The organism is Lacibacter cauensis, assembly GCF_007830055.1.
GTDB lineage: Bacteria > Bacteroidota > Bacteroidia > Chitinophagales > Chitinophagaceae > Lacibacter > Lacibacter cauensis.
In genome coordinates this window covers 203,840-228,045 of sequence record NZ_VLLE01000002.1, presented here as the reverse complement: position 1 = coordinate 228,045, position 24,206 = coordinate 203,840, and the positions used below count along the sequence as shown (strand labels likewise).

Sequence of the window (24,206 nt, the reverse complement as noted above, 5' to 3'; positions counted from 1 at the left end):
AGAATTCAAATCATGAAGAAAAACTGGCTACCCGGAATTGCTTCGTTCATTATGTTAGGATTGGTTGCTGTTTCTTTTACCAGTAAAAGAAATGCGCACGCAGGTGTGGCAAAAATCAAAACAATCATTATCGATGCAGGTCATGGTTTTAAAGGCAGTATGAGCAGCCCCGATGGTACACACGGCGCCAACAGCCAGGAAGATGTGATTTCGTACGAAGTAGCGAAAAAAGTGGTGGAAGAACTCAAGCGTGTAATGCCTGAAGTGCAGGTACTCGAAACACGCCCTACTCCTTTCTTTATCGGTTTGCGTGAACGTGCCAACTTTGCCAACGAAAATAAAGGCAATCTCTTCGTTTCCATCCACTGCAACTTTGCACCCAACCTGCGTGAAGTAAGACGTGAAGGCTCCCGTACCGAAACCTATTATGTAAGAGGAAAGGGCAAAAAGAAAATTAAAAAGACCCGTACAGTTCCTGTATATAAAACCTACTATCACCCCAACCCTGCCAACGGTACCGAAACCTACGTGTTTGCGGCGCATAAGCAAGACGATAAAGAAGATATTCTGCTGGAAAACGGTGATGTGTTTCAAAACGAAAAAGACGATAGTACTGCATTTAATATCAACATCAACGATCCTATTGTGAAGCAACAGGTAGCCTTATGGACCAAACAGTTCTTCGCCAGCAGTGTTAAACTGGCAACCATTGTAGAAGAAGAGTTTACCGGGGTTGGCCGTTTTAGCCGTGGTGTAAAGCAACGCCAGAAAGGTATTTGGGTGTTACAGGCAACAGCAATGCCGAGTATCTTAATTGAGTTGGGCTTTCTTTCGAACAGAGATGAAGAAGCTTATTTGCTGAGTACCGAAGGCCAGCAACAAATGGCCGGCAGTATAACACGCTCCATTAAACGCTACAAAGACCTGGTAGAAAAACCGGTTGTGCAAAATGCAGCAGAAAATAAACGTAAATAATTGGTAAACGGCTGTTTTTTAACAGCCGTTTTTCGTTTCGCAGCTTGCAGCGCATAAACATTCCTTATTTTTGACCCCAAGGGAAATTTCAACCGCTTCCCTTCACCAACACATGAAAGTTTCAAACGAAACCAAAGTAGGCGCCTTAACTGTTATAGCCGTTACCCTTCTTATACTGGGTTTTAATTTTCTCAAAGGCAAAACGATTTTAAAAAAATCGAATGTGCTTTATGCCCGCTTTCCCGATGCAGGATCGCTGGAAGTAGCGAATCTGGTAAAAATTAAAGGCTTCCGCATCGGTAATGTATATAAGATAAGCGCTCTCGATAAAAATGTGAGCGAAGTAATTGTAACCATTAATCTGCTGGAAGATGTAAACATTCCGAAGAATTCGGTTGCTGTTATCAACAGCAGTCTCACCGGCAACGCTTCCATTTCAATTATTCCCGGCGAAGGCCCCGGCTTTCTTGCCAAAGGCGATACAGTGCTCAGCAGCAGCAACCCCGATATCTTATCCAAGATCATGACCAGTGTTGATCCGGTAATGGCCAACATTAAGCAGGCGGTTGATTCATTAAAGCTGGTGTTGGGTAATGTAAACAGTATGTTCGATGCCGATACAAAAGCCAACCTGAAACATACCATTGCCAATTTAAAAACCACATCCGATAATTTATCGGTGTTAATGAACAGTAAAAACGGTGCACTGGCTAAAACATTAAATAATGTAGAAACCTTTACCACCAACCTCAATACCAACAACGAAAAACTGAATTCAACCATTGAGAATCTTAAGAATACTTCGCAAAAGTTAACGGAGTTACAATTGAAAGAAACAGTGGCCAACCTTAACAACACCATCACACAATTACAGGGAATTTTGCAGAAAGCCAATAAAGGCGAAGGTTCACTTGGATTGTTGATCAATGATCCGAAACTGTACAACAACCTGCAGAATACCAGCAGAAGCCTCAACATTCTACTGGATGATTTCAAAACACATCCGAAACGTTATGTAAGCTTCTCTGTATTTGGCAAGAAAGATAAAACAGAACCACTGAAAGCGCCGTTGGCTGATAGTGTGAATCAAAAATAAAATCAGGAAATACGTGTTTGTTCGAATTGGTTTATTGTTTTGTTCTTTGCTGTTGTTGTTGAATACTGTTTCAGCACAAAAAAAAACAGCACCTCCCCGCCCTTCGCAAACAAGCGATACAGTGCGTGTGGTTCAAATTAAAAAAACAAACACGTTTTACTATAAAACAGTCGACTCCGTTACACAACTGCAAATCCTGAGCGGCAATGTTGAAGTTTGGCAAGGTGGTACAAAGTTTTTTGCCGACAGCGTTGTCTACAACGAGAAGACGAATTACATGCAGGCCTACGGCAACGTACACATCAACGAATCCGATTCGGTCAATATTTATTCGCAATACCTGCAATACGACGGCGCAAAAAAACTCGCCACCTTTCGGGACAAAGTAAAACTGAGCGACGGTAACAGTACACTGTACACCGATGAAATGGATTACGACATGAACGGCAAAGTGGGTTCGTACAAAGACGGTGGCCGTATTGAAAGCAAACAAACAACACTCTACAGCAAACAGGGTTTTTATTATGCCGATATTAAAGATGTGTACTTCATCGGCAATGTAAAAATGAGCGATCCCGAAGTTGCACTGGCAAGCGATTCGTTGTTATACAACACCAACAGCCAGGTGGCAACCTTTATTGCTCCTACGACCATTAAAAGCGGCAACTCCATTATCAATACAAGAGAAGGTTATTACGATCTGAAACTGAAGAAAGCAAAATTCGGCAGCCGTTCACGCATGCAGGACAGCACATCCACCATGATTGCCGATGATTTTGCCTTTGATGATAAAACAGGTTACGGCGAAGCAAGAGGCAATGTACAATACAAAGACACCGCACAAGGTGCACTCCTCTTTAGCAACAGGGTGTTCTTTAACAAAGAGAAAAAGAATTTCCTGGCAACTGAAAAACCGGTGATGGTAGTAGTGCAGAATAAAGACTCGGTTTACATTGCTGCCGATACGATTTACTCCGGCTTAATGAAAGATCTTGCACAGTTTAAAGATGGTTATATAAAAGCATTTGATACGGTGAAAGGGAAACAGGTGCTGAAAGTAGATTCGCTCATCAGCAGAGATTCCTCCCAACAAAAGTTGGAACAGGATGTTGCTGTAAGCGATAGTATTGCTCCTGTTGTAGTGAAAGATACTGTTACAGCGTCGATTGTAACGGTAAAACCAGTCTTGAAAAAAGACAGCATTGTTGACAACAAACCTCCGCCTTTAAAAACAAAACCAACACTGGCACTCAACGATTCAACAACGGTATTGCCGAAAGACAGTAATGCTGTTGTAATAACCGATACCTTGCAACAACGCAAACGAAGCAAGGCAGAAACAGATACGTTGCGTTTTATTACTGCATTCAGAAATGTGCGCATCTTTAACGATTCGTTACAGGCAGTTGCAGACAGTTTATTTTACTCGGGTGTTGACAGCATCTTCCAGCTTTTCCACAATCCCATTGCATGGAGCAAAGGCAGCCAGGTTACAGGCGATACCATTTTTATCTATACCGAAAATAAAAAGCCCAAACGCATGTACGTGTTTGAAAATGCGATGCTGGTGCAGGGTGTAAAAGAAAATGCAGAGTTCTTTAACCAGATCAAAGGCCGCACCATCAATGGTTATTTTAAAGATGGTGAACTGGATTTTGTAAACGCAAAAGGTACTGCAGAAAGTATTTACTATGCGCAGGACGATGACAGTGCGTATATTGGTATGAACCGTACCACTGCTGATATGATTGATATGTTCTTCCAGAAAAGAAGTCCGCACAAAGTAAAATACAGCAGTTCGGTAAAAGGAATTACCTACCCCATTCGCCAATTACCTGCCAATCAAAAAAAACTGCCCAATTTTAAATGGCTGGAAAGTAAACGGCCAAAGAATAAACTGGAACTTTTTCTTTAACGATTCACGACTCACTACTGACGATTTACGACTGACTTCTATCGTCATCGTTGCTTATCTTTACGCATGCCGTTTAGTTTTTTAAAGAAAGTCTTCATTTCGCCTTTACTTGAATTTATTCACGACAGTCGTGCAGTTGGCATCATGCTGCTTATTTGTACTGTTGTTTCATTAGTAATCAGCAATACATTTATTGGCGAATATTATCTCAACTTCTGGAATGCAGAAGTGCATTTGGGTGCATACATGCCGCATACGGTACTGCATTGGATCAACGATGGATTGATGGCCATCTTCTTTTTCCAGGTGGGCATGGAAATCAAACGGGAAATGGTTACCGGCGAACTCGCCTCTATCAAACAATCCATTTTACCGGTTGCAGGTGCAGTGGGTGGTATGCTGGTGCCCGCATTGATCTTTACAATTTTCAACAGCGGAACCGAATTTGCAAACGGCTGGGGTGTACCCATGGCAACAGATATTGCATTTTCGTTGGGCATTGCTTCGCTTTTATCCGGACGTGTACCACTGGCATTGAAAATATTTCTTACAGCCTTGGCCATTATCGACGATCTCGGTGCCATTGTAGCCATTGCCATTTTTTATACCAGTACTATCAAGTTCGTTTATCTCTTCGGCGGACTGGGCATTTTTGCATTGCTGTTAGTGCTTACACGCTTGAAAGTAAAATTTGGTTTTTGGAATTTTCTGTTGGGTGCAGCTCTGTGGTTTTGCTTTTTCAACTCCGGTGTACACGCAACCATTGCAGGTGTACTTTTTGCTTTTACTATTCCTATTAAAAAACTCGATGGCATCGAACATGCGTTGCACAACTACGTTAACTTTCTCATCATACCAATATTTGCATTAGCCAATACAGCCATTGTTATCCCACTTGGTTTTACAGAACACATGACGAACTCGTTGAGCATTGGTATTATTGCGGGCTTATTATTGGGTAAACCGTTAGGTATTGTGCTCTTCTGTTGGTTATTGGTAAAACTCAAGATCGGACAGCTGGCCGAAGGCATTAACTGGAAACACATGATTGGCCTGGGTTTACTCGCCGGTATTGGCTTTACCATGAGTATTTTTATTTCAATGCTTGCTTTTAAGGATTCCTTCACACAGGATATCAGTAAGATGGCCGTTATGGTAGCGTCTGTTCTTGCAATCATCTGCGGATATGCCTGGTTTAAATTTTTCATAAAAGAAAAACAATAACAACGCTGGCATCATTTTAGGATGATTGAAATCAATCTTAAAAACTATGATGCCCAAACGTTCGCTACCGCTCATTCTTGTTTTAGTAATTACAGGCTTTGCAGCCAATGCTCAGGTAAAGCACCAGGCAGGTGTACGCCTTGGCAGTTACGACCAGGTTGTTGCAACCGGCTTTACCTATCGTTACCATTTCAACGAAAACAAAGCGGTGGAAGGTATATTGAATCTGCGTGAAAACATTGCAATAGGTGCCCTTTATGAAGTGTTTAAACCCATCAGTGCAGTTCCCAATCTGCAATGGTTCTATGGCGGTGGCGCTTATGTTGGCTTCAGCGGTTTCGACAATTTCGGTATAGCCGGCATTGCAGGTGTAGACTATCAATTTACAGGTGTACCTGTTAATCTTTCCATTGACTGGAAGCCGGAGTTGAATTTTATTGAAGCAGTTCGTTTCCGTGCATCAACGGTTGCTGTATCTGTACGCTTTGCATTCCCATCAAAAAAATAATTTGTTCTCTTGGTCTCTTGAAAGGGTCTGACAGTTGTCAGACCTTTTTTATTTACAGATTAGTAACAGTACCTTTATACAACAGATTATCGCACAACAAGCGAACGATGAAAATTTTTACTGCCGGACAGATACGTAACTGGGATGCTTACACGATTGCAAACGAACCCATCACTTCACTGCAACTGATGGAGCGTGCAGCAACGGCCTGCACCAATTGGTTACTGGAACAACGTTTTACACAACAGCACATTCATATTTTTTGTGGTAAAGGAAACAATGGTGGCGATGGTTTAGCCATCGCACGTTTGCTGTTAATACAGGCTGTTCCTGTTACCGTATATATTTTTGAAACGGGCAAAAAGGGCAGCAACGATTTTCAACGCAATCTTGAGTTGCTGCATAATCATACCACCGATATTCATTTCCTCCAATCAACAGATGCGTTTCCAACACTGCAGCAAAACGATGTAGTGATTGATGCACTGCTGGGCACAGGCCTGGATCGTCCGCTCGAAGGATTGCTTGCAGACCTGGTTCAACACATCAGTAACTCTCCTGCTACGGTTATCGCCATTGATCTGCCCACCGGTATGTTTACCGATAAAAGCTGTAAAGAGGCAGTGTGCATGCGGGCTGATCATACCCTGAGCTTTGAAGTATACAAACAATGTTTGCTTGTAGCTGAAAATGCAGAGTACTGCGGGAATGTCCATCTGCTTGCTATTGGACTGCATCCGGCCTATTACGAAACAACACTCGCTGCACAGCAGTTGATGGATGCAGCCATCATCCGATCGATCTATAAAAAAAGAAAAGCCGCTGCACACAAAGGCAATTTCGGTCATGCCTTACTGTTAGCAGGTTCGTATGGCAAAACAGGTGCAGCTATACTAAGTGCAAAAGCCTGTTTACGAAGTGGTGTTGGTTTATTAACCATGCATACGCCAACTTGTGGAATCATTCCTTTACAAACAGCAGTACCCGAAGCAATGGTTGAAACAGATGCCAACGAAAAGTATTTAAGCAATACTCCTGCTGATCTGTTGCGTTATGCAGCTATTGGCATTGGCCCCGGCATTGATTTACACGAAGAAACGGCAAATGCTTTGATGCTGCTGTTGCAACAGGCGCATCAGCCAATGGTGCTTGATGCAGATGCATTGAATTTATTATCGATCAAAAAAGAGCTGTCGGCTTTGCTACATACCGACTGTATTTTAACACCACATCCAAAAGAATTTGAACGGCTCTTTGGGAAAACAGCCAACGATTTTGAACGCATTGAAAAGGCACAAGAAAAAGCAACGGAACTGAATTGTGTGATTGTAGTAAAAGGTCATCATACATTTATTGCCTGCCCCGATGGTACTGCATGGTTCAACAGCACCGGTAACGCAGGCATGGCCACTGCAGGAAGTGGCGATGTGTTAACAGGCATCTTAACCGGTTTACTGGCGCAAGGTTATAACACAACGGAGGCCGCAATTTTAGGCGTTTATCTCCACGGATTGGCAGGCGATTTTGCTGCAGCCGAGCTTTCGCAGGAAGCCATGACAGCAGGCGATCTTACACGCTATTTGGGAAAAGCATTTCTTCAACTTTCATTAACCAACAGGTAAATGCTGCGTATTCTTTTGCTTGGTACGGGGTTGATGTTTGCAATGCTGCCTGCAGTGCTTTTTGCACAGCAACAAAACGATTCAACAAAAAACAAAAGTCATTTACTGGCGGTACCTGTTATTTCCCGATCGATTGAAACCGACTGGTCGTTTGGTGCCGGTGGTACGTATACATTTTATACCACACGCAAAAAAGATTCTACTACACGCACTTCTTCTATTCGTTTTTTGGGCAGTTACTCGTTACGCAAACAGTTTTTATTTACCATTAATGGACCGGTGTTTTTTCCGGGTGAAAAATACATTCTCAACAGTCATTTTTCCTTCAGCTCTTTTCCCGATCGTTTCTGGGGCATGGGTAATCAAACAAGCGATGCCAAGGAAGAAGCATACGATTTCCGCCAGTTTTATGTACACCTGCATGGCGAACGTTTATTGGCGCAAAAAATATTTGCCGGTGTTATTTACGATTTTCAACGGGTCATCGACATCAATGTAAAAAGCGGCGGCTTGTTCGATCAGCAGAATGTAGCAGGCCGCAAACCTTACCAGGTATCGGGCTTAGGTGTAAGCTTATCGTGGGACAAACGCAACAATACCTTCTGGCCCAACCGTGGACATTTAATTTCGGTACAGGCTACGCATTACACTTCGCTCCTCTTATCCAATCACCGCTACACCAACATCATTACCGATCTGCGTTTATACAAACGTATTTACCGGCAGCAAATACTTGCATTGCAGGGCTATGGCTTTTTCAATACAGGTGCCGATGTGCCCATCCGCAGTATTGCATCCTTGGGTGGAGCAGATCGTATGCGTGGTTATTTCAGCGGTCGTTATCGTGATGATCATTTATTCAGCTTACAAGCAGAGTACCGTGTACCGGTGTACAAACGTTTCAGCGTAGTTGGTTTTGCAGGCACAGGTGATGTGGCAGGAAGATTCAGTACCGTATCGTTGCAGCGCTTGAAATATTCGTATGGCGGCGGACTACGTTTTGCTGTAAACAAAAACGAGAAACTGCATATCCGTTTAGATTATGGTGTAGGAAGCGGCAAAGGCAACCAGGGTTTTTATGTGCAGTTTGGCGAAGCGTTTTAAACATCTTTTGTTATTTTTGAAGAGATGAGTTCCTACTTCAATTTTATTGATACAAAAGCGCTGGATAAAAAAATAAGATCGGGCGAATTTCCTTTCAGCCAAAAACTGTTTTGGGATACGGCTGTTGAAAAAATTGATCTGAAAAAAAATCAGCGGTACATTATTGAAAGGGTACTCACACGTGGTTTTTTGGAAGACTTTTACATGCTCCTTCAAATCTATACCACCACTGAAATAAAAGAAGCATTGCTGAAAAGCAAGGAACTTGATCCGAAAACCATCAATTTCTGCAGCAATTATTTCAATATTCCTAAACAGGAAATGCATGCTTCATCTTTCTACAATTGATCCCGAAACGTTCCGTCTTCTGAAAGAACTGTTTACCCTTCGGGAGATAAATGAACAGTTTGCATTAGCCGGTGGAACTTCACTTGCATTACAGATTGGACATCGTAAATCCATTGATCTTGATCTTTTTACTACACAACCTTTTCATACAAGGGATATAGAGTTATTACTTTCTGCAGAATACAATAACAGGTTTACGTTTGTAAACAGTACAAAGCGAATGCTGTTTTGTTACCTCAACGAAATCAAATGCGATTTTGTAACAGAACCTGCAAAGCTAATTGCTCCCTTTACAGAAACGGATGGCGTCCGACTGTTTAGTATAGCAGACATCGCTGCTATGAAAATGCATACAATCTGCGGCAGAGGAAAAAAGAAAGATTTTGTTGACGTATATGTGCTTACCAGACTTTATGGCTGGCAACAACTTTTACAGTGGTTCGAACAGAAATATGGTACAGACCAGTTTTATTATCTATGGCGCAGTATTCATTATTTCACCGATGCAGACGAAGATGCTGATGCTGAACTTTTACCTCCTTACGATACAAGTTGGGAAAATATAAAGCACTACATAACCGAACATTGTAAATAAAAAGACAGCCCCGTAAAAACGGAACTGCCTTTGAACGTAAGAACACCTGTTCGATAACAGGCGTTTACAGTAAAACCAACCTAACTAATCTTAATTTCCTGTTCTTTGTTGGTTGCACCTGCTATTACAGGCAAACTCACCTGCAGCACCCCCTCTTCGTACTTTGCAGTAATGGCAGCAGCATCAATGGTTTCATCTAACGTAAAGCTGCGTACAAAACCACCACGGCTGTACTCACGCAATACCCAGTTGAACTTTGGAAAACCTTCGGGTGGCGTATAAGAAATTGTTAACTCATTTCCTTTTACACTCACCGAAAAATGTTCCTTGATGCGGCCCGGTGCAAACACCAGCATTTCATAACTGGTTGCTGTTTTGTAAATGTTTACTGCGGCCCGTTGCATGGAGCGGTAAAGCAGGTGCCGTTTGCTGCTTCCGTAGTAATCGCCTTTTGCGGCGTGATGTGTTTGATACATCGTTGTTTGTTTTAAATGAATAAAAATGATAACAGGTAGAATGACGATGCACACAGCTGTTTTACTTTATTCATGCAACTCACAATAAAAAGACCGGCGTTGGCCGGTCTTTTGTTTAAAGTGATGCTTCATCTTTATCCTGCTGTTGTGTTGCAGGAGGCTCGGGCATTTTTCCGCAACGCTTCCACCACTCCTGGCGAAAACGCCTGCGCTCTTCATCACTCATCGTATCCCATTTCTTTTTCCACGCATGATCGCCTTTGTGCTTTTTGCCCGAAAAACTGCTGAACAAAATTTTACTCAGCAACAGAATACCCAGTGCCTGCCAGAAGCCGATTGTATTAACACCGTTCACCGCCGGCACCAATGCCACATTCCATAAATACATTACCAGCCAGCCAAAGAGTGCCACACCTGCCACAATCAGCAAGGGTATAAACGCCATCCATTTTTTATTCCTGTTCCGCATTGTCTTTAAAAAGTTTAATTGTTTGTAAGATCGTTGTACAATGTTTCCAATCGCTCCCGTAAATGCAATACAGCATAACGCTTGCGGGAGATGATGGTTTTGATGTTTTCGTTTTCACGGTCGGCAATTTCCTGCAGCGTCATTTCTTCCAGCTCATTCCACACAAACACATTGCGTTGCTTTTCGGGGAGTTCCTGTAAGGCAGCCATTAATTCGTCCCAGATCACCCGCTGCATGGTTTGTGTTTCCGCATCGGTTTCGTTGCTGCGCATCAACGAAGTAAAAAAGCTGACACCCTCTTCGTCTTCGTAGGTATAGTCTTCGAGGTGGGCTTCTTTCTTTTTGCGTGCTTTGTCAATAATGCGGTTACGGGCCACACGGTACAGCCAGCCGCCTACATTTTCTACCGAGTCTACCCCCGAGAAATTGCTGAACTGGTACCATACATCCTGCAGAATGTCTTCGGCATCTTCGTTGGTATTTACACGGCTGCGTATAAAACCAAAAAGTTGCCGGCCGTAATCCTTTACTGCCGATATGATTGTTTGTTGACGGGCCATTGCCTCCATGCCATCCTTCATTTGATAAACAAGACGATGGCTGTTTTGATTTTACTTTAAAGATGCAGGAAAAAGCGGAAGGGACAAGGAGAAGGTTTATGGTAAAGGAACATCATTTATTTTATGACCAGTACAATTAACTTAGGATTAGTCACCTCCGTCCATCCTTCGCTGCTAAAGCCACCATAAAGGCAGGATAAAGCATAGATAAAGCGTAGTAAAAGCGCTTACTTGCCGTAGCCCTTAACTAAAACACTATACGCAGCTCCACCCATACCCCATAACCAGCAACCGGCAACCTGCAACCGGCAACACATAACCCTTAACTCTTCACTCACCACTCACGACTAAATCCCGTTTTCCCCACTGCTCCGCAACCGTCTCATTTTTAGCCTCATTCCCCTATCTTTGCCGCCCTTGAACTATTTTCGGCAACGTTGCCGGAGTTCATTCAATCAACTAACACTATTTTTCGTTTATGGAGAATTTGATTTATCTCGTTCCCGCTATGGCAGTTATTGGATTGCTGTACACGTTCGTGAAATTTAACTGGGTATCGAAACAGGATGCCGGCAGCGACCGCATGAAAGAAATCAGCGATTACATTGCAACCGGTGCTATGGCTTTCTTGAAAGCCGAATGGAAAATACTGGGCTACTTTGTGGTAATTGTTGCCATCCTTTTAGGTGTAATGGCAATGGCTAACCCGAACAGCCACTGGAGTATTGCCATTGCCTTTGTAATTGGTGCCGTGTTTAGTGCTACTGCCGGTTATATTGGTATGCGCATCGCTACAAAAAGTAACGTACGTACTGCACAGGCTGCCCGTTCAAGCCTTAGCAAAGCCCTGAATGTTTCGTTCACAGGCGGTGCGGTAATGGGCTTGGGTGTTGCCGGTTTGGCGGTACTTGGTCTGGGTGCCTTATTTATTATTCTCAAAGCCATCTTTGTTCCTGCAGGTGCTGATGTAAATGGTGCAGAAATGCTCAAGACAATTGAAGTGCTCACCGGTTTTTCACTGGGTGCAGAATCAATCGCCTTGTTTGCCCGTGTAGGTGGTGGTATTTATACAAAAGCTGCCGACGTAGGTGCTGATTTAGTGGGTAAAGTTGAAGCGGGTATTCCAGAAGATGATCCTCGTAACCCTGCAACTATTGCAGATAACGTAGGTGATAACGTAGGTGATGTGGCTGGTATGGGTGCCGATTTGTTCGGTTCGTATGTGGCAACCGTGTTGGCAACAATGGTGTTGGGACAGCAAACAAAATCAATTGATGATTTTGGTGGCATGGCTCCTATTCTTTTACCAATGGTTATTGCAGGATTAGGAATTCTCTTTTCAATTATTGGAACTTGGTTCGTAAAGATCAGCGACAACGCAGGTATCAGTACCGATAATGTTCAGAAAGCATTGAACATGGGTAACTGGGGCTCAATTGTTCTTACAGCGATTTCCTGTATTGGTCTTGTATATTTTATTCTTCCGGAAACTATGACTTTCCGTCCTGGTACTTCGGAAGAATACCTTATTACCAAATGGGGTGTACTCGGCGCTATCGCTGTGGGTTTAGTGGTGGGTGCATTAATGAGCATCATCACCGAGTATTACACAGCAATGGGTAAACGTCCGGTATTGAGCATCATTCGCCAGTCTTCTACCGGCCATGCTACCAACGTAATTGGTGGTCTGGCAATCGGTATGGAATCAACCTTCCTCCCTATCCTGGTATTGGCAGCTGGTATTTATGGTTCGTTCTTGTGTGCCGGTTTATATGGTGTGGCCATTGCGGCTGCAGGTATGATGGCCACTACAGCGATGCAATTGGCAATTGATGCATTCGGACCGATTGCTGATAATGCCGGTGGTATTGCCGAAATGAGCGAATTACCAAAAGATGTACGTGAAAAGACAGACGTATTAGATGCGGTTGGTAACACAACTGCTGCAACCGGTAAAGGTTTCGCCATTGCTTCTGCTGCATTAACAGCGTTGGCTTTGTTTGCTGCGTTTGTGGGTGTGGCTGGCATCAGCGGTATTGATATTTATAAAGCCGATGTACTGGCTTGTTTATTTGTAGGTGCAATGATTCCGTTCATCTTCTCTTCACTCGCCATTCGTGCAGTAGGTGAAGCAGCGATGAGTATGGTGGAAGAAGTGCGTCGCCAGTTCCGTACCATTCCAGGTATTATGGAAGGTACAGGCAAGCCTGAATACGATAAGTGTGTGGCAATTTCTACCGAAGCATCCATCAAAAAAATGTTATTGCCGGGTGCTATTACGATTGCCGCTCCATTGATCATTGGTTTCACCATGGGGCCCGAAGCCTTGGGTGGTTTCCTGGCGGGTGCTACCGTAAGTGGTGTACTGATGGGTATGTTCCAGAACAATGCCGGTGGTGCTTGGGATAATGCCAAGAAATCATTTGAGAAAGGTGTTGAAATTAACGGTGAAGTGTTCTATAAAAAATCCGAACCACACAAAGCCTCTGTAACAGGTGATACCGTGGGCGATCCGTTTAAAGATACTTCCGGTCCGTCAATGAATATCCTCATCAAGTTGATGTCAATTGTTTCATTGGTAATTGCTCCTACCCTTGCACAGATGTATGGTACAGGTGGTCATGCAAAACATGAGCAGAAGATTGAAGTGAAGATGGAACAGAAAACAACTGCAGAAGCAGATGTAAAATTTGAAAATCCATTCGTTGCTGCAATTGTTGCGGATGGACTGGTTGATGCAAAAGCTTTCTCTATTGAACTGAAGGAAGACGTATTAACCATTAATGGTATGGTACAACCAACAGAGGTGTTGGAGAAATACCGTTCCTTACTGAATGGTAAAACAGAACTCAACATCAACGTGAATTAGTCTTCACATAAAAATTTCTTTCTATAGATAAATCCCTGCGCTCTTTTACGCAGGGATTTTTTTGCGTTGCATAAGACGTTTTTCACTGTTGCGCAGATATAATTTTAATTTTGGAACGATGTTTGGTTTATATGAAAACGAATTGGATTACTCATTTAAAACAAATCACTTTATGAAACTGAAATTCAGTACAATTCTTTCGGGAGTTGTAATCATGGCAGCAACAGTGCTGGCAGTTAGTTGCCAGAAGAATAAGAGCAGTGATAAACCACGTTTGCAGGTTCGGTTAACGGATGCCCCCGATCCGAACGTGAAAGAAGTTTGGGTTGACGTGAAAGGCATCGCTATCAAAATGGGCGACAGTGCTGAAATAACATTGACCAATGCTTATCCCGGACTGTATAACCTTCTGGACCTTACCAACGGAAAAGATACTATCCTTGCAGATGCAGAGATTCCTGCAGGCCGTATTTCACAAATCCGCTTGTTACTGGGCGATAACAACTACATCATTACCAAAACAGGACAAAAAATCAATTTAACTACGCCAAGCGCACAGCATTCTGGTTTGAAAGTACAGATCCAGCAGGATGTTACAGGTGGTATCCTGTACAGACTGGTGTTAGACTTTGATGCAGGTAAATCAATTGTAAAAGCCGGCAACAGTGGGCAATACCTGTTGAAACCTGTTTTGCGCATCATTTCTTTTGCATCATCAGGTGGTAGCGTAAAAGGTGTGGTTGCTCCGGATTCGATCATTACAGCAATTTATGCGATTAACGGACCCGATACAGTTGCTTCAACCTTTACACAGGTAGGCAATGGTAACTACATGATCAAAGATATTCCTGCCGGCAGCTACACATTCTCGTATGTGCCCGGCGATACCATTCACAAAACAGCAACCAAAGTGGTGCCTGTTACCTTAGGACAGATCACTATTGTTGATACAGTGAAACTGGAAAAGAAATAAGCATTCTGTGATACCACATACAAAGCCGCTCAGTTGAGCGGCTTTTTTATGCCCACTATTCTTCAAAATTTTGTTAAGCCACGCATTTACATGACGGATGGTCTTGGTTTTTACGAACGAACTCGTATTTTTGATACGAAACAAGTCGTATACCATGAGTTTAAAGCAATTAAAACCTACAGAAAGTGAACTGGAAATTCTTCGGGTATTGTGGGAACGTGGCGAAGCAACCGTTCGTGATGTGCATGAAGAACTGAGTAAAACGAAAGATGCAGGTTACACCACCACCCTGAAGCTGATGCAGATTATGCACGAAAAAGGAATGGTAAAGCGGGATGAAAGCAGCAAAACACATAAGTATGCTCCATTGCTGAGCCGTGAAAAAACACAAAAACAGTTCGTAGGTAAAATGATCGATACCCTTTTCCAGGGTTCATCTTCACAACTGGTGATGCAGGCCTTGGGCAACCACAAAGCCTCGAAAGAAGAACTGGATGAAATTCAAAAATTAATTGATAACCTGAAACAGCAGTAACCGCATGCAGCAACTGTTTCAATCTGCATTTTTACAGGCCTTGGGTAAAGCAATTGCCAACAGCATCTGGCAAATCGGTTTGCTGTATCTGCTTTATCACCTGGTTGTTTTGCTGTTCCGCATCAAACAATCAACGATAAAGAATTTCTTTAGTACTGTTTTATCGTTTACAGGCTTTGCGTGGTTCCTTTATACCATCGGCAGCCTCTGGAACAATCAACTGCAGCAAAAAACAGCCTTGGTTATTACCGATGCAGGTGCGGGCAACAGCTTGCTCAACAGCTTTACTAACAGTAACCGTTGGGAACTCTTTTTCAACTGGCTCGATTATAAAATTCAGTTTGTACTGCCCTATCTTTCTGCAGCCTACATTGTTGTGCTTGTTTGGTTTGCTGCCAAACTGCTGTTGCAGGTACAGGCAGCCAATGCACTCCGCAACAAAGGATTGACGGAAGTGGAAGATGACATCAAAGAATTCTTCAGCTACCTGGTTGAAACAATGGGACTGCAACGCAATGTGCAACTCTATTTCAGTAAACAGATTGATATTCCTGCAACCATTGGCTTTTTAAAACCCATTGTATTACTGCCTGCAACAGCAGTAACACATTTAACAGCTGCACAACTCGAAGCTGTATTGTTACACGAGCTGGCGCATATTAAGCGGAATGATTATTTCTGGAACATGCTCTTGTCTGTTTCGGAAACCATTCTCTTCTTTAATCCTTTTGCATTATTGCTCATTGGCATTGCCCGCAAAGAAAGAGAAAACAGCTGCGATGATTATGTAATGAACTATCAGCAAAATGCAGCAGTTTATGCCGAAGCATTATTGAATGTTGAGAAAGCACGTATCCAAAATCCGCAGCTGGCTATGGCTTTGGGCGATAATAAACATCATTTGAAAGACCGCATCAAACGTATTCTCAATTTACCTGCAGAAAAAAATAAAATCAGTTCCCGTTTATTAGCATTGGTTTTGTTTACGGTTGTGTTTGCCTTAACCGGCTGGATGCTGAAAGAACATAAGCCTGCTGTTCAGCTGAGCGAACGCAGAATGGCTTCTTCTACACCGTTAAAAAAGTCAGCCAATAATACGTATTATCTTACCACCGAAGTAGTGGAAAAGAAAACCAAAGACGAAGTGGTATTACACGATGAAGAACGGAAATACCGTCTGCAGCTTCACCCCAAAACAAAAATGGAAAATGTGGTGTTGTGGGATGAACTGGAAAATGAAGAACTGAAATTCGACAAAGTAATCATCAACGATATGCCGGTTGAATGGTTCGAACGGATTGTAAAACCCGGCACACAGTATCGTAGAGAAAAACCGGAACAACCTGAGCGTGATGTATTTCTGTTCCGCTATAAACACGACTCGTTACAATATGCACAACAGGAAAAAGAAATGAATGTGTATGTTGAGAACGGAGATCGTACACGTGAAGCTCCACGCAGAAAAATGCCTTCTGTGAGAGTATTACCACAACATTATTCTGCATACACAAAAAACTGGCATACCGATTCATTGCTAAAGAAGATCAACATACAATGGCCCGAAGGGTTTACGTTTCAGCAGTTTCCTCCCGATGAATTCCTGCAACGTTTTCTTCCAATGGAAGAGGGCGTATTCTTTCAACGGTTGCAACAGGGCTCCGATGAAGTAAAGAAAGAACGGATGAAAACAAAAGTAAGTGTCATGCGCCGGCCCAAAAAAGCGGTTGACAGTACATTGGCTGAAGAAGAACAACGCTACCGTACCAACCGTTCGGCTGCCCTGGCAGTATTGCACAATAAAAAAGCATTGCTGGATGAAATTAAACGTGCACAGCAGCACTTCGAATTTGTAGTGGAGAATGATGTGCTGTTCTTACAAGGCCCTCCTCCATCGTGCAATTGCCCGGTAGATTCTATTCCACAGCAGGGTCAGCAAATGAATATGCCTCCCCAACCCAAGCGTATTGTTATTAAGAAACTCGAAGTAATTCGTTTGTAATTACCACACACGACGTGGGCAAAGATCGCCGTACTTATTCCCCAGTAAAAAGCCAATCACAATTTCGTGTGTGCCTCTTTGCATGTACTGTAAAAGGTATTTCGAATTGTTTACATCGTACGAATAACTTACGTTTAAGGTATTGGAAATATTAAACCCTGCCATCGCCGCAAAACCTTCTTTTATACGATAGTTACCACCTAACCAGAAACGATCGTGGTACTGGGCTTTTACATTTACATCCACAAATACCGGCATACTTGGTATGTAACGCACCATCACCGATGGCAATACATTCACATCATCACCTGCAGCAAAACGGTAACCTGTTGTCGCAAAAATGTGTGGCACCAGGGTTGATCTGTACAAATCGCTCGACACCAGATTCATTTTTTGCGGAATGATCTGCTGTGCCGATATACCTGCAAAAAACACATCGCTGTACAGCCACACACCGGCACTCAGTTCGGGCTTTATGCTGCGCAACTCCTGCGTAACACCACCAATAGCAGGATCAACAGGATTGGCCAGTTCAATCTTTGAAGCATCGATGGTTGTGCCCGAAATACCTCCTGCAAAACCGGCCGATAAATTCAACTTAGGCGATAAACCCAAATGATAGGCATACGATACGGTAGCAAAGTAGCGGTTGATATAACCTGTTTTATAATTGATGAGGGTTGCACCTACCCCATGATGCGGTGTTGCTGCCGTATAATCTTCCCAATACTGTTTGCCTCTCGGATTTTCACCGGGTACTTCAAATGAAGTGGGACTGTTGCGGTAATCATCTTTACCAATGGGTGTATGCACAGTTGCATAAACCGTTTGTGGTGCACCCGGAAAACCAACCCACTGGCTGCGGTAACTCAATTTTATATCCGTATAATTTTCGATACCCGTTAATGCAGGGTTAATGATGTAAGGGTTGATGATATACTGCGTATAATGCGGTCGTTGCTGCGCCTTCATGTGCATCAGCAAACAACAAAACCATGCGAACAAAACAACTCGTTTCATAAATAATCAACTCTTCTTATCGTAATATGGTTACAAAACCGCTGATGCGTTTGCGGCCGTTTTTCGGATCCATTACATAATAATAAGTACCTGCAGGTAATGGCTGCCCTTTCCATTTACCATCCCAGGGTGTGCTGTAACCCACCGAACGGTAAACCATTGTTCCGGCAGTGTTGTATACTTCTATTACAGAACCCGGATAATCGTTTATGAATTTGATTTCCCAGAAATCGTTGATACCATCACCGTTTGGAGTAAAGGTATTCGGCGGACGGGGCGATTTCAATACTTTCATAAACAGATCATCAGTTGCGGTACAACCAAAGCTGTTCGTTACCGTTAGTGTGTAAGTAACATCATCTTTTGGACCAATGATGGTTGGAAACTGAACCGTATCGCTGTCCAAATAAGTGGCGGGCGTCCATAAGAACTGTAAGCCGCTACCCGTTACCGTTACATCGGTTATTTTACGCACACCATCTTCCAGTACGGTAATATCTGCACCGGTATTTACAGTTGGCTTGGGCCACACTTCAATCGTTTGCTCGCTGTAATGCACACAACCATTGGCCGCTGTAAATGTGTAGCGTAATGTGTGTACACCCACGCCTGCTGCTGATGGATTAAAGATGCCTGCAGCGTTAATTCCTTTACCCGAATAAACACCTGTACCCGGCAAGCCTCCCAGTTCGCTTGCCTGCGTAATCTGGAAAGAGTTATCATTTACACAAACAGCCGCCAATGCATTAAACTGTGTAAGCGGACTTGCATTGATGGTAATGGTTCTGATCTGCTCATCCACACAAAGAATACCTGAGTAAGCTTTGTAGCGTATCTGGTAGGTCTTCGTTAATGGTGTTTGAAAATCGGGATAACGATGGTTATAGATTTTACCCGGTGTTGGTACATCATCTGTTTCAAACAATGCAGGCGTATTGGCATTGTCCCAATAAATTTCCACTTTCGTTACCGAACCAAAATCTACCGTTGAGTTATCTTTTATTTGAATATCCTGATTGCTGCATTGTCCGTTCGTTGTTAAAATAGTAAAGTCAGCATTCGGTACCGAACCATTTACGGTAAACGGAATCGCTACAACCGAATCTTTACAACCATCCTTGCTGGTTACCGTTAACGACAGCAAATAATTATCGGCCTTATTAAACTTAATCGCCGGATTTTTCAATGTACTGGTTGCTGGTACGGGACCCGGGACAATAGCCGGTGTACTTGTATTAAACATCCACAAGTAAGTCAGCTGTGCCGTACTGTTATCTGCAATCGACGATGTATCGAGGAACAAGGCCAATGCATCGTTCAAGCAAACTTCCGGCAACACATAACCCGGCTTGGGTAGCGGGTGAATCAGTATTGTTTGCAATAAGGTATCATTCCGGCAACCCTTGTCTGTTTCTGTTACAAAACGAACCGTATAATTTCCCCAGTTGGTATAAGTATGTGTGCTGGTGAGTATATTGATATTGGCAGTATTACCATCGCCAAAATCCCAATAGGCACGTGCTATATTACCAGCATTGGCAACTGAAGTATTGGTGAAGTTCAACACATTCTTTTCGCACAGAATGGTGCTTGTGGTAAAGCTGGCTGTTGGCCATGGGTTCACCACAACTGTTTTTGCAATCGTATCACTTACACAATTCTGATCGGTAAACACCCAGAGCGTTGCTGTATAAGTACCGGGATTGGTAAAGTTCTTTACCGGATTTTTTTGGGTAGAGGTAGTTCCATCGCTGAAGCGCCACTCCCATTTTGTAACCGGATGCGTGAAGCCATTCGATGCATCGGTAAATGTAATGGGCGTTTGCCAGCACACTTCTGCAGGCGCAGTAAAATCAGCCTTCGGTTGCGGATAAATTTTATCGGCTGCTTTCGTTACCGAATCAATACAACCGTACTGCGAAGTTATTTTCAACTGCACAGTAAACGGACCGGCCGAAGGATATGCATGCGACGGATTTTGAACAGTTGCGCTATTGAGTGCACCACTTGCAGGGTCACCAAAGTTCCAGGCATACGCAAAACCAGCCTGTGTACCATCAGCAATAGTAGAGGTATTTGTAAAGTTGATAACAGGGTTCGGCAAACAGCCATGCGATAAGGTAAAATCAACTGTTGGTTTAGGCCGGATGGTTACTGCTTTTTGATAAACCGGACTGGTACAACCGGTGTTGGTACGCAGTTGCAGACTGGCTGTGTAATTACCGGTAGCACCATAAGTAGTTGTTACATCGGCAGAGGATGTATTATTGATCGGACCTCCGACTCCCGTACTCCAGTTCCAGTTGGTTATACTGCCAAAGCCACCTGCTAACGATGAAGAATCACGGAAGGTTAATACTTTGCCGATACACAACGAATCCAGGATACCGAATTTCGCTACCGGTACTTTGGTAAGCGTAATGGTTTTGGTAACCGTATCGCTGATACAACCAATATCCGTCAATGCTACATACTTTACTGTAAATGTACCGGGGCTGAGATAGATTTTGGATGGATTGGCCGTGCTGCCCGTAGTACCGTCGCCAAAATCCCAGTAATGTTTAATGATGGGTCTTCCTCCCGAGTTGGTGCTGGGTGTAAACACCACAGCCGAATCGGTACAGCCTGAGCTCGTAAAACTAAAGTCAGTTGTTGGAGGATTGAACACCTGCAGATCAAATTCAATTTCCTGGTCACTGCTGCACCCATCACCCAAGGGGTTACGGGCATATACTTTTACCGTATAGGTACCCGCCGTAGGTATCGAATAGGTTTGCGGTATGCGGAATCGGTACACCATACGTCCGCTGATAAGGTAGCTGGTATCGGCTACAGGCGAACTATACGATACGGCAGGAAACAACGTTCCGAAATCCCAACGGATCGAATCGGGCTGATAGGGAAATGTAATTGAGAAATTAAAGGGTGAATTGATACAGGCTGCCGGGAAAGGTGCTGTACCCAATGAGTTCTTCGTATCAATAAACTGAAAGAGATCTTTCACATTCGTTCCCGCATTGTACCCGTACGATTCCACATTACCAAAACCATAGGCAATGGCAATAAAAGCTGAATCGGCCTTTAAGCTGTGTACAGGATTACTGGCCGACTTGGCCGAAACATCTTCCCGCAGGTATGAATACTGCGTACCCGGTATAGGGATGAAGGTACCCGTAGGTGCCACTCCGCTGATACGAAACGAAGCAGCTGCAGCTGTTTTAATAATAATATTGAGATAGTGATTGGTTACCTGGCTTTGACCCGTAGGTACAAAGTTTTGGTGCGCCGAAAACACGGTAATATCATTTATGGTCTGCTCAACCGGGTTGATGATCACCATTTCCGGATCGGTATTGGCGGCTGGTGTTTGGCAGGTTTGCGAACGGATATACATCACCACCGATGCCGGCTTATCGGCGGTAATGGCGGTTGGATTACCAGTTGAATACTCGTAATAAGAACCCGCAATTAAGCCTGTAAGTGTGGTGGTAACACCCAATTCTGTTTTCTGCACAACAGTGGCCGGATCTTTTACAAATACACGAATGATATCTCTGTTAGATGGATTATTGAAAAACGGCGCTGTTAAAAAGCTCTTGCCCCACGATGTGGTGGGAAATGGTTGCTGAAACAGGTTATCGCCACCTGATGCAACCGGTGTCGTACAATCAAAGGCCGACCAGGTGGTGGCCGAAAACACTGCAATCTTTTTACATTTTATACCGTTGGCTGCTATGGAGCGTACAATGGTGCCCGATATATCGGCATTTTGCTGAAACTGCACCTGGTACACATCGCCGGGGTTGGCCAGCGTTATGGTGTATGGCACACCCGCCGCCCTTGTGCCGGAGCGGCTTGTTACGGAGGGTGTTATTTCTACAATGGTATTCGTATCGGTTGCCACAACTGCAAGCTCTCCGTACCCTGCATTGGCACCACCGCTGCCCACATTCCGGTAACTGGGTATAATGTATTCCTTACTTAATACCGAAACAGGCAAGGCCAAGGTAGCCCCTGAACGTGCCGAACGGATAATATGTGCATATACAACCACAGGCTTATCGGAAGTAACACGTATACCCTTACCCACTTCAATGCCGTCCTGGGCAGTTAAATGAACTCCGGTATTGGGTGCATCGCCACCTGCACCGGGACCTAAAAACTTACGGGTAATGGTATTGGCAGTAACGGTAAAAGCGATAGTAGTACCCCCTACTTTGATGGTGCCCGAGGCATTTTGATCGGATGTGATATACAACCCCATCACCGAGTTGGTACCATCAATATGCGATGGGTAAGCGATCCAGAAATCTTTTCCCCGGTTCGAAAAATCCTGTGCACGCAAAAGTTGGGTAACAAAGAGTACAGTTACAAATAGACTGAAGAATTTTCTCATTTTTTAAGCAGCCTGAAGAGCGGGTTACAAGTTAATGATTAAATGGTGGGTAACTTCAATCAGGTCAGCAATTCTTCATGTAAGGATGTTAGACTAAAGAAAGCGTTTGACGTTTAATCGGCTGCAAACTTTTATTACAGTGCAATTTTTTTTAAATAGTTAATGGCCATCGGCCCTTCACAAAGCAACAAATCAACAATACTCAGATTGGGTACAAACCCATGCCGTTCACCAAAAACCTGCTGGTACACTGGCCAGCTACCGGTCTTCGGCTGCCCGGAGTCTTTTGCAACCTGCACCTGCTTCAGGAGGTCCTGCTCCCTTTCTACTGCCAAAAAGTCAACTTTTAGTTTTAGTCGTTGTACTGCCCATTCAGTGGTTTTTAGGTTCAGGTCCAGCAGAAATTTCTCCCGCTTCCGGTACAGGCTTTCCAGCCCGGGGGCATAGTCCTCAAACCAGGGAGCCTTCCGGTAATTGTCGTGGATACCCCGCCAATGGATCCGTTGCCAGGGTTCGGCATAGGAGATCCGCAAACCCTTCAATGCCACCTGCTGGTCTCTGCCGCCCTCTAACGGCACGCTGAGGAGGAGTGGACCATTAGCTCCCATTAACCGCATTCGGTTCAATTTTGAGGCTCTTTGGTAGTTTTGATATGGCGAAAATTCAACATTTGTTCGTTGTATAAATTTTAAATACGAATAAATATCTCCAAAATAATGTAAATCAATCATTTATATTATATTTAAATTCTGTTAACCTCCATGTTATCCAAAGTCATTTTTAAAGGACTGTTTCAACGATTTATAGGTACATTTTGCATTTATTTAAAAATAAATAAAATATAGTTAATAAATTTAAAAACAACCATTTACTATTATATTTAAGTACTACAATCCTTTGCCTTTCTCCGGTAGCTTCTTTACCCCAAAATCCGCTAATGAATTTAGTTCAAAAGTAAGACCTTCCACGAAAGCTTTTAAAAGAGATATCAACAGCTTGTGTTAATTTGCGCCAAACTCAAAAAGCGTGTTACGAACCTTCTCTCTCCTGCTCCTCTTGGTCCTGTTTTTCTGTTCCTGCAACCCTTTTAAGATTCCGGAGTACAAGGATTTTCAAAACCTTCGGCTGGAGTCGATCGGGTTAAATGAAACAACCGTGTACATGGAACTGGTTTACAACAACCCCAACCGCCTCGGTTTCCAGGTCAATCACACCGAGGCTGATGTGTATGTAGATGATGTGTATTTGGGAAGGGCCTACAGCGACACGTTGATCAAGGTTGCCAGAAAGGCAGACTTTGCCATACCCCTCCGGATTAAAACGGATATGAAGAATTTGTTCAAAAATGCCTGGTCGGCCATTTCCAGCAGGCAGGTAACCATCCGGGCCAACGGCACCATCCGGGCAGGTGTAGGCGGACTTTTTAAAACCATTCCGCTGGCCTACGAGGGCAAACACGAGTTGGGGATTTTGGAGCCGGCTCCGTAGAGAAGGTTTTAGGTTTCTTATTTTGAGTTTCTGT

General features: G+C 43.5%; 20 protein-coding genes. 14 read left to right on the top strand and 6 right to left on the bottom strand.

Annotated elements, in window-relative coordinates:
- The first annotated feature begins 12 nt into the window (after positions 1 to 12).
- The 9 genes from IQ13_RS01040 (at position 13) to IQ13_RS01000 (ending at position 9,387) form a co-directional block, all read left to right on the top strand.
- Positions 13 to 975, top strand: a complete 963-nt coding sequence (locus IQ13_RS01040; RefSeq protein WP_144883634.1) for an N-acetylmuramoyl-L-alanine amidase family protein — start codon at positions 13 to 15, stop codon at positions 973 to 975.
- Between the two features lie 112 nt (positions 976 to 1,087).
- Positions 1,088 to 2,071, top strand: a complete 984-nt coding sequence (locus tag IQ13_RS01035; RefSeq protein ID WP_144883632.1) for an MlaD family protein — start codon at positions 1,088 to 1,090, stop codon at positions 2,069 to 2,071.
- A gap of 13 nt (positions 2,072 to 2,084) precedes the next feature.
- A complete protein-coding gene (locus tag IQ13_RS01030; RefSeq protein WP_158637274.1) occupies positions 2,085 to 3,986 on the top strand; it encodes an OstA-like protein in 1,902 nt (633 codons plus the stop codon).
- Positions 3,987 to 4,052: 66 nt separating this feature from the next.
- The gene (gene nhaA, locus IQ13_RS01025; protein ID WP_144883628.1) at positions 4,053 to 5,210 is read left to right on the top strand and encodes a Na+/H+ antiporter NhaA; all 1,158 of its coding nucleotides are present in this window, start codon (positions 4,053 to 4,055) and stop codon (positions 5,208 to 5,210) included.
- Positions 5,211 to 5,256: 46 nt separating this feature from the next.
- Positions 5,257 to 5,718: a hypothetical protein gene (locus IQ13_RS01020; RefSeq protein ID WP_144883626.1), complete on the top strand. Its 462-nt coding sequence runs from the start codon at positions 5,257 to 5,259 to the stop codon at positions 5,716 to 5,718.
- A 107-nt stretch (positions 5,719 to 5,825) separates the two neighbouring features.
- Positions 5,826 to 7,340 (top strand): NAD(P)H-hydrate dehydratase, encoded by a 1,515-nt coding sequence (locus IQ13_RS01015; protein WP_144883624.1) that lies wholly within the window; start codon positions 5,826 to 5,828, stop codon positions 7,338 to 7,340.
- On the top strand, positions 7,341 to 8,444 hold the full coding sequence (locus IQ13_RS01010) for a BamA/TamA family outer membrane protein (protein ID WP_199758143.1): 1,104 nt from the start codon (positions 7,341 to 7,343) through the stop codon (positions 8,442 to 8,444).
- Positions 8,445 to 8,468: 24 nt separating this feature from the next.
- A complete protein-coding gene (locus tag IQ13_RS01005) occupies positions 8,469 to 8,792 on the top strand; it encodes a DUF6922 domain-containing protein (RefSeq protein ID WP_144883622.1) in 324 nt (107 codons plus the stop codon).
- Entirely contained in the window at positions 8,770 to 9,387 is a 618-nt protein-coding gene (locus tag IQ13_RS01000) for a nucleotidyl transferase AbiEii/AbiGii toxin family protein (protein WP_144883620.1), read from the top strand. Before IQ13_RS01005 ends, IQ13_RS01000 begins: the two co-directional genes overlap by 23 nt.
- Positions 9,388 to 9,467: 80 nt before the next feature.
- Here the strand turns inward: IQ13_RS01000 and IQ13_RS00995 are convergent, their stop codons facing one another.
- The 3 genes from IQ13_RS00995 to IQ13_RS00985 all read right to left on the bottom strand — a co-directional run bounded on the left by IQ13_RS00995 (position 9,468) and on the right by IQ13_RS00985 (position 10,913).
- A complete protein-coding gene (locus IQ13_RS00995; RefSeq protein ID WP_144883618.1) occupies positions 9,468 to 9,863 on the bottom strand; it encodes an Hsp20/alpha crystallin family protein in 396 nt (131 codons plus the stop codon).
- A 115-nt stretch (positions 9,864 to 9,978) separates the two neighbouring features.
- Positions 9,979 to 10,332 carry a hypothetical protein gene (locus IQ13_RS00990; RefSeq protein WP_144883616.1) on the bottom strand — a complete coding sequence of 118 codons (354 nt, stop codon included), beginning with the start codon at positions 10,330 to 10,332 and terminating at the stop codon, positions 9,979 to 9,981.
- A gap of 14 nt (positions 10,333 to 10,346) precedes the next feature.
- A complete protein-coding gene (locus IQ13_RS00985) occupies positions 10,347 to 10,913 on the bottom strand; it encodes an RNA polymerase sigma factor (RefSeq protein ID WP_199758142.1) in 567 nt (188 codons plus the stop codon).
- Between the two features lie 457 nt (positions 10,914 to 11,370).
- Here IQ13_RS00985 and IQ13_RS00980 point away from each other — a divergent pair, with 457 nt between their 5' ends.
- From IQ13_RS00980 to IQ13_RS00965, 4 genes are all read left to right on the top strand, one after another.
- Positions 11,371 to 13,761, top strand: coding sequence for a sodium-translocating pyrophosphatase (locus IQ13_RS00980; protein WP_144883614.1), 2,391 nt, complete (start codon positions 11,371 to 11,373; stop codon positions 13,759 to 13,761).
- A gap of 172 nt (positions 13,762 to 13,933) precedes the next feature.
- On the top strand, positions 13,934 to 14,734 hold the full coding sequence (locus IQ13_RS00975) for a DUF4382 domain-containing protein (protein WP_242009445.1): 801 nt from the start codon (positions 13,934 to 13,936) through the stop codon (positions 14,732 to 14,734).
- A 130-nt stretch (positions 14,735 to 14,864) separates the two neighbouring features.
- The gene (locus tag IQ13_RS00970; RefSeq protein WP_242009444.1) at positions 14,865 to 15,269 is read left to right on the top strand and encodes a BlaI/MecI/CopY family transcriptional regulator; all 405 of its coding nucleotides are present in this window, start codon (positions 14,865 to 14,867) and stop codon (positions 15,267 to 15,269) included.
- Between the two features lie 4 nt (positions 15,270 to 15,273).
- Positions 15,274 to 17,268, top strand: a complete 1,995-nt coding sequence (locus IQ13_RS00965; RefSeq protein WP_144883612.1) for a M56 family metallopeptidase — start codon at positions 15,274 to 15,276, stop codon at positions 17,266 to 17,268.
- Here IQ13_RS00965 and IQ13_RS00960 read toward each other — a convergent pair whose 3' ends face one another.
- The 3 genes from IQ13_RS00960 to IQ13_RS00950 form a co-directional block, all read right to left on the bottom strand.
- Positions 17,269 to 18,288 (bottom strand): PorP/SprF family type IX secretion system membrane protein, encoded by a 1,020-nt coding sequence (locus IQ13_RS00960; RefSeq protein ID WP_144883611.1) that lies wholly within the window; start codon positions 18,286 to 18,288, stop codon positions 17,269 to 17,271. It abuts the gene before it with no gap.
- Between the two features lie 16 nt (positions 18,289 to 18,304).
- Positions 18,305 to 22,684: a PKD domain-containing protein gene (locus IQ13_RS00955; RefSeq protein ID WP_144883609.1), complete on the bottom strand. Its 4,380-nt coding sequence runs from the start codon at positions 22,682 to 22,684 to the stop codon at positions 18,305 to 18,307.
- Between the two features lie 134 nt (positions 22,685 to 22,818).
- On the bottom strand, positions 22,819 to 23,415 hold the full coding sequence (locus tag IQ13_RS00950) for a WbqC family protein (protein ID WP_144883607.1): 597 nt from the start codon (positions 23,413 to 23,415) through the stop codon (positions 22,819 to 22,821).
- Positions 23,416 to 23,710: 295 nt separating this feature from the next.
- Between IQ13_RS00950 and IQ13_RS00945 the strand changes: the two genes are divergently transcribed.
- Positions 23,711 to 24,172, top strand: a complete 462-nt coding sequence (locus tag IQ13_RS00945) for an LEA/WHy family protein (RefSeq protein WP_144883605.1) — start codon at positions 23,711 to 23,713, stop codon at positions 24,170 to 24,172.
- The last annotated feature ends 34 nt before the right edge of the window (positions 24,173 to 24,206 follow it).

What these genes read in the sequence shown, in the direction of transcription:
- IQ13_RS00975 (WP_242009445.1), top strand. Translation starts at nt 13,934, where the DNA reads ATGAAACTGAAATTCAGTACAATTCTTTCGGGAGTTGTAATCATGGCA.
- IQ13_RS01015 (WP_144883624.1), top strand. Translation starts at nt 5,826, where the DNA reads ATGAAAATTTTTACTGCCGGACAGATACGTAACTGGGATGCTTACACG.
- IQ13_RS00965 (WP_144883612.1), top strand. Translation starts at nt 15,274, where the DNA reads ATGCAGCAACTGTTTCAATCTGCATTTTTACAGGCCTTGGGTAAAGCA.
- IQ13_RS01010 (WP_199758143.1), top strand. Translation starts at nt 7,341, where the DNA reads ATGCTGCGTATTCTTTTGCTTGGTACGGGGTTGATGTTTGCAATGCTG.
- IQ13_RS01005 (WP_144883622.1), top strand. Translation starts at nt 8,469, where the DNA reads ATGAGTTCCTACTTCAATTTTATTGATACAAAAGCGCTGGATAAAAAA.
- IQ13_RS01000 (WP_144883620.1), top strand. Translation starts at nt 8,770, where the DNA reads ATGCTTCATCTTTCTACAATTGATCCCGAAACGTTCCGTCTTCTGAAA.
- IQ13_RS00990 (WP_144883616.1), bottom strand. Translation starts at nt 10,332, where the DNA reads ATGCGGAACAGGAATAAAAAATGGATGGCGTTTATACCCTTGCTGATT.
- IQ13_RS00980 (WP_144883614.1), top strand. Translation starts at nt 11,371, where the DNA reads ATGGAGAATTTGATTTATCTCGTTCCCGCTATGGCAGTTATTGGATTG.
- IQ13_RS01040 (WP_144883634.1), top strand. Translation starts at nt 13, where the DNA reads ATGAAGAAAAACTGGCTACCCGGAATTGCTTCGTTCATTATGTTAGGA.
- IQ13_RS01035 (WP_144883632.1), top strand. Translation starts at nt 1,088, where the DNA reads ATGAAAGTTTCAAACGAAACCAAAGTAGGCGCCTTAACTGTTATAGCC.
- IQ13_RS00955 (WP_144883609.1), bottom strand. Translation starts at nt 22,684, where the DNA reads ATGAGAAAATTCTTCAGTCTATTTGTAACTGTACTCTTTGTTACCCAA.
- IQ13_RS00960 (WP_144883611.1), bottom strand. Translation starts at nt 18,288, where the DNA reads ATGAAACGAGTTGTTTTGTTCGCATGGTTTTGTTGTTTGCTGATGCAC.
- IQ13_RS00950 (WP_144883607.1), bottom strand. Translation starts at nt 23,415, where the DNA reads ATGATTGATTTACATTATTTTGGAGATATTTATTCGTATTTAAAATTT.
- IQ13_RS00985 (WP_199758142.1), bottom strand. Translation starts at nt 10,913, where the DNA reads ATGAAGGATGGCATGGAGGCAATGGCCCGTCAACAAACAATCATATCG.
- IQ13_RS00995 (WP_144883618.1), bottom strand. Translation starts at nt 9,863, where the DNA reads ATGTATCAAACACATCACGCCGCAAAAGGCGATTACTACGGAAGCAGC.
- IQ13_RS01020 (WP_144883626.1), top strand. Translation starts at nt 5,257, where the DNA reads ATGATGCCCAAACGTTCGCTACCGCTCATTCTTGTTTTAGTAATTACA.
- nhaA (WP_144883628.1), top strand. Translation starts at nt 4,053, where the DNA reads ATGCCGTTTAGTTTTTTAAAGAAAGTCTTCATTTCGCCTTTACTTGAA.